This is a genomic window from Frankia canadensis, from assembly GCF_900197875.1.
Lineage (GTDB): Bacteria > Actinomycetota > Actinomycetes > Frankiales > Frankiaceae > Frankia > Frankia canadensis.
On record NZ_FZMO01000226.1, the window covers coordinates 1 to 6,161 of the forward strand.

Annotated in this window: 7 protein-coding genes; 1 reads left to right on the forward strand and 6 read right to left on the reverse strand. The window is 72.4% G+C overall.

Annotation, left to right across the window (positions count from 1 at the left end):
• Positions 1–335: 335 nt before the first annotated feature.
• Positions 336–833 carry a transcriptional regulator BldD gene (gene bldD, locus C1A33_RS18445; protein ID WP_009742788.1) on the forward strand — a complete coding sequence of 166 codons (498 nt, stop codon included), beginning with the start codon at positions 336–338 and terminating at the stop codon, positions 831–833.
• A gap of 86 nt (positions 834–919) precedes the next feature.
• On the opposite strand, the gene nusB is transcribed toward bldD, so the two are convergent.
• The 6 genes from nusB to C1A33_RS18475 all read right to left on the reverse strand — a co-directional run bounded on the left by nusB (position 920) and on the right by C1A33_RS18475 (position 5,528).
• Positions 920–1,336, reverse strand: a complete 417-nt coding sequence (nusB, locus tag C1A33_RS18450) for a transcription antitermination factor NusB (RefSeq protein WP_101832718.1) — start codon at positions 1,334–1,336, stop codon at positions 920–922.
• Positions 1,333–1,896, reverse strand: a complete 564-nt coding sequence (gene efp, locus C1A33_RS18455; RefSeq protein WP_101832719.1) for an elongation factor P — start codon at positions 1,894–1,896, stop codon at positions 1,333–1,335. Before efp ends, nusB begins: the two co-directional genes overlap by 4 nt.
• A gap of 62 nt (positions 1,897–1,958) precedes the next feature.
• Positions 1,959–3,068: a 3-dehydroquinate synthase gene (gene aroB, locus C1A33_RS18460; protein ID WP_101832720.1), complete on the reverse strand. Its 1,110-nt coding sequence runs from the start codon at positions 3,066–3,068 to the stop codon at positions 1,959–1,961.
• A 26-nt stretch (positions 3,069–3,094) separates the two neighbouring features.
• Positions 3,095–3,604, reverse strand: coding sequence for a shikimate kinase (locus C1A33_RS18465; RefSeq protein WP_101832721.1), 510 nt, complete (start codon positions 3,602–3,604; stop codon positions 3,095–3,097).
• Complete coding sequence (gene aroC / locus C1A33_RS18470; protein ID WP_101832722.1) at positions 3,604–4,794, reverse strand: chorismate synthase; 1,191 nt, start codon at positions 4,792–4,794, stop codon at positions 3,604–3,606. The genes C1A33_RS18465 and aroC overlap by 1 nt, the downstream gene beginning before the upstream one ends.
• A 92-nt stretch (positions 4,795–4,886) precedes the next feature.
• Positions 4,887–5,528 carry a prepilin peptidase gene (locus tag C1A33_RS18475; RefSeq protein WP_101832723.1) on the reverse strand — a complete coding sequence of 214 codons (642 nt, stop codon included), beginning with the start codon at positions 5,526–5,528 and terminating at the stop codon, positions 4,887–4,889.
• Positions 5,529–6,161 lie beyond the last annotated feature (633 nt).

Sequence of the window (6,161 nt, forward strand, 5' to 3'; positions counted from 1 at the left end):
CGCCACCAGGTAGACGAACAGGTCGTCGGCGGCGCGCACGGTGCGTGCCCATCCGTGCGCGGCGAACCGGTAGGCGGGTGCGAGCCTCTCGGCGAGCCGGGGGTAGTGGGGCACGTCACCGTCCTGCCAGCCGTCCGCGCCAGTACGGCGTCGGGGGGAAGTTCCCGCCGGGCAGGCGGAGCGCGCAACCGGAGGGCTACAGAAAGTGGTACAAAGAAAGAAGCGACACGACCCCCCGGGTGTCGAGCCTCAACCCGGCGGGCACTACTATCGGTAACCGCCGGAGGCATGAGCCCCGGTTCCAATGATCAACCACGACAGGAGTGGGCACTCCGATGTCCGACTATGCGAAGGCGCTCGGTGCTCGGCTGCGCGCAATACGCACCCAGCAGGGGCTCTCGCTTCATGGCGTCGAAGAGAAGTCGCACGGTCGGTGGAAAGCCGTCGTCGTGGGTTCCTACGAACGTGGGGACCGCGCCGTCACCGTTCAGCGTCTCTCGGAGCTCGCGGAGTTCTACGGCGTCCCCGTCGGGGAGCTGCTGCCCGAGGGTTCCACCGTCGCTCCGCTCGAGCAGTCCCCGCGGATCGTCCTTGACCTCGAGCGGCTTTCTCAGGTCCCCAAGGAGCAGGGTGGCCCCCTCGCTCGCTACGCGGCGACCATCCAGAGCCAGCGCGGTGACTACAACGGCCGGGTGCTGTCTATCCGGTACGAGGACCTCCGCTCACTCGCGGTGATCTACGACACCTCGCCAAGCAAGCTCACCGAGCAGCTCGTCTCCTGGGGCGTGCTCTCCCCCGAGCAGGGCGCGGACGCGACCGCCTCCGACGTCTGAGCAGGCCAGCTTCACCTCGACGGGACGCGGGTTTGGCCGGGGTATCCCGGTACGTCGCCAGGAGCGGCGTACCGGGCACGCGGACGTCACCCGCCTGACGCCGTCGTCTCCCCCGCATCGATCAGGCTGCCGAGCAGCCCGTTGACGAACGCCGGCGAGCGTTCGGTGGACAGGCTCTTCGCCAGCTCCACCGCCTCGTCGATCACGACCCGCGGCGGCACGTCAGGCCGCCACAGCAGTTCCAGCACCGCGATCCGCAGGATGTTGCGGTCCACCGACGGCATGCGCTCCAGCGTCCAGCCCTGCGCGTGGTGGCCGATCCGCTCGTTGATCTCCTGCCAGTGCTCGACGACGCCTTCCACCAGGCCCTCGGCGTACTCCGAGACGGGCGGATCGGCCCGGGTCAGACGGGCGTCGAGGATCTCCGGCACGCGCGCGCCGCGCACGTCCGCCTCGAAGAGAATGTCGAGCGCGCGCCTGCGGGCCTTGGACCGGGCGCTCAGCTCGTCACCCGGCCGAGATAACGGCCGTCGCGGGTGTCGACCTTGACCTTCTCGCCGCTGGTGATGAACAGCGGGACGTTGATGGTCGCACCGGTCTCCAGGGTGGCCGGCTTCGTCCCACCGGTCGAGCGGTCACCCTGCACGCCCGGGTCGGTCTGCTCGATGGTGAGCTCGACGCTCGCCGGCAGCTCGACGTACAGCGGCGCGCTGTCGTGCAGCGCGACGGTGGCGACCGTGTTCTCGAGCATGTAGTCGGCGACCGAGCCGACGACGTTCGGCGGGACCGGGATCTGGTCGTAGGACTCGCTGTCCATGAAGACGAAGTCGGCGCCGTCGCGGTAGAGGTAGGTCATCTCGCGGCGGTCCACGGTCGCAACCTCGACCTTGACGCCGGCGTTGAACGTGCGGTCGACGACCTTTCCGCTCAGCACGTTCTTGAGGGTCGTGCGGACGAACGCGCCACCCTTTCCCGGCTTGACATGCTGGAAGCCGACGACGCTCCACAACACGCCGTCGATGTCGAGCGTCATACCGTTCTTCAGGTCGTTGGTGGTCGCCACTGCGTACGATCTCCGTTCGGTTGCCGTGCCGGCACGGCGGAAGTCATCAGGCGCGGACGAGTCTACCGAGCCCAGCCGCCGCGCTCGGGGGCGACCGCCTCGTAGGCGGAGATCAGCAGGCCGACGTCCGGGCCGTCGACGATGACCGTCTCCCCCTGCGCGGCCAGGCCAATGAACCGCAGCCGCCGGCCGCGGGACTTCTTGTCCACCCGCATCGCGTCGAGCAGCGCCGGCCAGCGATCCCCCCGATAGGCCACCGGCAGGCCGACGCGGGACAGCAGGTCCCGGTGCCGGTCCGCGGTGGCGCCGTCGAGGCCGACGGCCAGCCGGGACAGCTCGGCGGCGAACACCATCCCGACGGAGATCGCCGCGCCGTGCCGCCAGCCGAACCCCTCGACCTTCTCGATGGCATGGCCGAGGGTGTGGCCGTAGTTGAGGACCTCGCGGCGCCCGGCCTCGCGCGGGTCGCCGGAGACGACGTCCGCCTTCACCCGGATCGAGCGCTCGATCAGCTCGGGCAGGTGGGCGGCGCCGGTCGGGTCGTCGTCGAGCAGGTCGAGAATGACGCCGTCGGCGATGAAGCCGGTCTTGACCACCTCCGCGAGCCCGGAGCGGATCTCCACCGCCGGCAGGGAGGTGAGCGTCGCCAGGTCGCACAGCACCGTCAGCGGCTGGTGGAAGGCGCCGACGAGGTTCTTGCCCGCGTCGGTGTCGATGCCGGTCTTGCCGCCGACGGCCGCGTCGACCATCGCGAGCACGGTCGTCGGCACCTGGACGACGTCCACCCCGCGCAGCCAGCTGGCGGCGACGAACCCGGCGAGGTCGGTGACGGTGCCGCCGCCCAGCCCGATCACGACGTCGTCGCGGGTGAGGCCGATGCGGCCCAGGGCGTCCCAGCAGTGGCCGGCGACAAGCAGCTGCTTGGCCCGCTCGCCGTCCGGAACCTCGATCGCGTACGCCTCCACCTCGGCGTTCGCCCGCAGGTCGGCGACGACGGCCTCCGCGGTGGCGCGCAGCGCGACGGAATGGATCACGGCGGCCCGGGTCCGCCCGGCCACGATCTCGCCGAGGTCGCCGAGCACCCCCTCGCCGAGCACCACATCGTAGGGACGCTCGCCGCCGGGCCGCACCGGGATCCGGACGACGTCGGCGACCCTTGTCTGCACACTCACCACGATGTCCTCTACTCCGGCTTCCTCTACTCCAGCGCGGCGGCGACCAGGTCGACGACCTCGTCGGGCTCGCGCCCCGCGGTGTCGACGACGACCGCCGCGACCTCGGCGTACAGCGGCTGACGGGCCTTGAGCAGGGCGGCGAGGCGGGTGCGTGGCCCCTCGACGAGCAGCGGCCGGTCCCGCGCGAGGCCGACCCTGCGCACCGCGTCGGACACACCGACACGCAGGTACACCACCCGGTGCCCGGCGAGCAGCGTGCGGGTGGCGGGATCGAGCACGGCGCCGCCGCCGAGAGCGACGATCCCGGCGTGCCCGGCGAGCGCCGCGGCGACCGCCCGGTGCTCGGCCGCGCGGAAGTACTCCTCGCCGGACTCGACGAAGATGTCGGAGACGCTGCGCCCCTCGGCTGCCTCGACGTCGGCGTCGGTGTCGCGGAACTCCACACCCCACCGCTGTGCGAGCCGGGTGCCCACCGTGGTCTTGCCCGCGCCGGGCGCCCCGACCAGCACCGCCCGCGGCGATGTCTCCCCCATCAGTGGATGACCAGGGACTTCAGGTACGCCTCGCAGTTACGACGCGTCTCCTCCACCGAATCGCCACCGAACTTCTCCAGGGCGGCGTCGGCGAGCACGAGCGCGACCATCGCCTCCGCGACGACCCCGGCGGCCGGCACCGCGCACACGTCCGAGCGCTGGTTGATCGCGACGGCGGGCTCCCCCGTCGCCACGTCGACGGTGGCCAGCGGGCGGGTCAGCGACGAGATCGGCTTCATGGCGGCGCGCACCCGCAGCGGCTCGCCGGTGGTCATCCCGCCCTCGACGCCGCCGGCCCGGTCGGTGGCTCGGCGCACCCGGCGACCGGCACCGCCGATCGCCTCGATCTCGTCGTGCGCCACCGAGCCGCGCCGACGCGCGGTGGTGAACCCGTCACCGAACTCGACACCCTTGATCGCCTGGATGCCCATCAGCTCGGCGGCGAGTCGCGCGTCGAGCCGCCGGTCGCCATGCACGTAACTGCCGAGCCCCGGCGGGCAGCCGTAGGCGAGCACCTCGACGATGCCGCCGAGGGTGTCCGCGTCGGCGTGGGCGGCGTCGATCTCGGCGACCATCCGCTCGCTCGCCGCGTGGTCGGCGCAACGCACCGGGTCCGCGTCCACGGCCGCGAGCGACCCCGGGCCCGGCGGCGGGGTGCCCGGCGCCACCTCGGCCGCGCCGATCGCGACGACGTGGGAGAGCACCTCGATCCCGTACGCCTGGCGCAGCAACGCCTTGGCGGCCGTGCCGAGCGCGACGCGCGCCGCGGTCTCCCGGGCGCTGGCCCGCTCCAGCACGGGCCGGGCGTCGTCGAAGCCGTACTTCTGCATGCCGGCGAGGTCCGCGTGCCCCGGCCGGGGGCGGGTCAGCGGCGCGTTGCGACCGAGCCCCGCGAGACTGGCCGGATCGACCGGGTCGGGCGCCATGACGTGCTCCCACTTCGGCCACTCGGTGTTGCGCACGACGACGCTGATCGGGCCGCCGAGCGAGACGCCGTGACGGAGCCCGCCGAGCAGCTCGATCTCGTCGCGCTCGAAGCTCATCCTCGCCCCGCGGCCATGCCCGAGCCGCCGCCGGGCGAGCTCGGCGGCGATGTCCGCACTGGTCAGCCGGATGCCCGCGGGCAGCCCCTCGACCGTGGCCACCAGGGCAGGACCATGCGACTCCCCGGCAGTCAACCAACGCACCATGCCATCCAGTCTTTCACGACCAGCCAGCACCGCACGTCCCGCTGGGAACTGGTTCACGTCCCCCGCCGCCCGCGGTACCCCCGGTCACCAGCTCAGCCGCCCCCGGCAAGCACCGCGATCAGCGTTCCCGCGAGCAGGAACGGACCGTAGGCCAGCCGGTCGCGCCGGCCGACCCTGCGCGCCGCGAGCAGCCCGAGCGCCACCACACCCCCGAGAACGACCCCGGCGAACAGGCCGAGGACCACACATCCCCAGCCCAGCCATCCCAGCCCCGCGCCGAGCAGCCCGACGAGCTTCACGTCCCCTCGCCCGAACCCACCGCCCGGCAGCCGGTGCAACGCCAGGAAGGCCAGCCAGCAGACGGCACCCGCGACCGCTCCCCGCGCGAGCCTCCCCGCGTCCCCCTCCACCAGCGCCGCGAACCCGAACAGCACCGCCAGCACCGGATAGGACGGCAGCACCAGCTGATCGGGCAGCCGGTGCACCCGCAGGTCGATCGCCGCCAGCCACACCCCGAGTACGGCGAGATAGTCATAGGCCGGCAGCCAGGCAGGATGCCGCCACAGCACCGCCGTCACCGCACCCACGCCGACGACGGTCACAACCCCGAGCACCCACGCCGCCGGCACCGGCCGGCGCGGCGCCTCACCACCCGCCGCCGGCACCCCCGCCACCACCCGTCTCCCCACCGGCAACGCGACCACGAGCGCCACCAGCGCCACGACCACACTCACCGCGCCGCGCACTCCCCACCCCCGTCCAGCGCCGCCAGGCCGCCAGGCCGCCAGGCCGCCAGGCCGCCACGATCCTTGTCACACCAGGACATCACACCGCGACGGCGGCCAACCCCGCTGGACCGCCCGTAGCCATAGGACGTACTGCCCACACCTCGGCGGAACGGAATCAGCGCAGTCCACCCGACTGGCGACGGAAACAGACCGGACGTGCTGCCTGCACCACGGATGACAGCAATCAGACTGCCTTCGGCATATTCGTCGCCCCCCGGCGGGCCGCACTGACATTCGGCCAAGTTCAGCCGGTCCCACGGGACCGCGCCCTCACCCCCGACGCCCCGCCACACCTGACCACCATTCCGCCGGCGCACACCCGGACTGGCACAGCCGGACTGGCACACCCGGCCAAGTTCGCCTCGACCCCACCGAGCCGCGCTGACGATCAGTTCGACTCCGCGCAGTCCCGCGGGATCGCGCCTCAGCGGCCGCCGATCACGCCGGGCTGGCGGCCGGCCGGCTCCGTGTGTTCCCGCGGTAACACCGTTTTTCGCCCTTGCGGTGATCGTCCAGACCCGACCGGAGCCTTTGCGTCAAGGCAAAAAACTGTCGGAGGCGGGTGCGACGATCAGACCC